Raw genomic sequence first — 1,565 nt, forward strand, 5'->3', positions numbered from 1 at the left:
CGGAATTTGTCAAGGTGGTTGAGGCCAGCGTGAGTTAGGCGGCGGTCTGATGAACCGCTTTGTGTTGTTGGGTTTCGGGGACAGGTGGGTTGATCCAGGCGGCGGGCGGCAGGTCGAGGATGGCCGGGGTCGTGGCAGTGGTGGTGAAGCGTTCAGGGTTCGCAGCCCGGGCCGCGGCCAGGGCTTGGCGGCGGCGCTGGTCAGTGTCCGCGGCGAGGCCGTAGTGGACGTCAGCGGGCGTGTGGAGCCCGATGCCGGTGTGGTGATGGTCGTGGTTGTAGTACTGGGTGAACTCGTCGATGAACGTCCGGGCGTGCTGCAGCGACCCGAACCGGTCCGGGAACACCGGCGCGTACTTCAGCGTCTTGAACCACGCCTCGGAAAACGGGTTGTCGTTCGACACCCGCGGCCGTGAATGCGACCGGGTGACCCCGAGATCGGTGAGCAGCGCCGCGACGGTCTTGGAGGTCATCGAGGTGCCGCGGTCGGCGTGCACGACCTGCGGGATCTCGTGGATCGTGAAGACTTCGCGCATCATTTCTTCAGCCAGGACAGCGTTCTCGGTGACGTGAACGTGTGCGCCGACGATATAGCGTGAGTAGATGTCGATCATCACGTAGGCGTCGTAGTAGACGCCCTTGACCGGCCCTGCCAGTTTGGTGATGTCCCAGGTGAATACCTGCCCCGGGCCGGTCGCGATCAGCTCAGGACGCGCCCGGGCCGGATGCCGGGCCAGCCTGCGACGGTCTTTCACCTGCGCGTTCGCCGCGAGGATCCGATACATCGTCGACACCGAGCACAAGTACTCGCCGCGCGCGAGCAGCACGGCATACACCTGCATCGGGGTCCGGTCAATGAACTCGGCGCCGTTCAGCACAGCCAGCACCTGGACTCGCTCGTCGTCGGTGAGCTGGTTGACCGGCGCCACCCGGACAGCGACCAGCCCCACCGGCGGTCTGGGCCGGCCCGCGGTCGCCCGGGAAACACCCGTCAAGCTCGCGGCATCGCGGGTCGTGACACCGGCCGCAGTCAGCTCGGCATACGCGACCATCAACGCCGCTTGGGCGGCTGCTCGTCCGGTGCGCTCTCGGAGATCTCCTCCAAGAGCGCGTGTGCTTTTCCCATGATGTCCAACGCCACCTCGGTCCGGGCCAGCCGACGCTCGGCCTTGCCCAGCTCCGCGCGCAGCCGGGCGATCTCGGCCTGCTCCGCGCTCAACCGCCCGACCTTCGCGCCCGCCGGAAGCCCTTCCAGCGCGCCGCCGTCGCGCAGCTTGCGCCACTCGGTCATCTGCGACGAATACAGCCCCTCACGCCGCAGATACCCGCCGCCCTGACCATCGCGGCACGCCGCGTCATACGCGGCCACGTGTGCCAGTTTCTCTGCCGGGGTGAACGTCCGACGAGGTCTCGGACCACCAGCTCTCGGACCCGATTCACTCACCCGACCATCATCGACTACCGGTACAAGAACAGAACCAGCCATATTTCAATCATCCTGAATCTCGCCCTGCAGAAGCGGACTTGCTACGAGCCGCTGGCCTCAACTCACCCTGACACGCAGGG

General features: G+C 66.4%; 1 protein-coding gene. It reads right to left on the bottom strand.

What is annotated here, in order from left to right:
- Positions 1 to 34: 34 nt before the first annotated feature.
- A protein-coding gene (locus ACFCV3_RS42685) for an IS3 family transposase (RefSeq protein ID WP_376041197.1) occupies positions 35 to 1,443 on the bottom strand; the annotation gives its coding sequence in 2 pieces (ribosomal slippage) (positions 35 to 1,083 and positions 1,083 to 1,443; 1,410 coding nt in all).
- Positions 1,444 to 1,565 lie beyond the last annotated feature (122 nt).

The organism is Kribbella sp. NPDC056345 (assembly GCF_042262745.1).
GTDB lineage: Bacteria > Actinomycetota > Actinomycetes > Propionibacteriales > Kribbellaceae > Kribbella.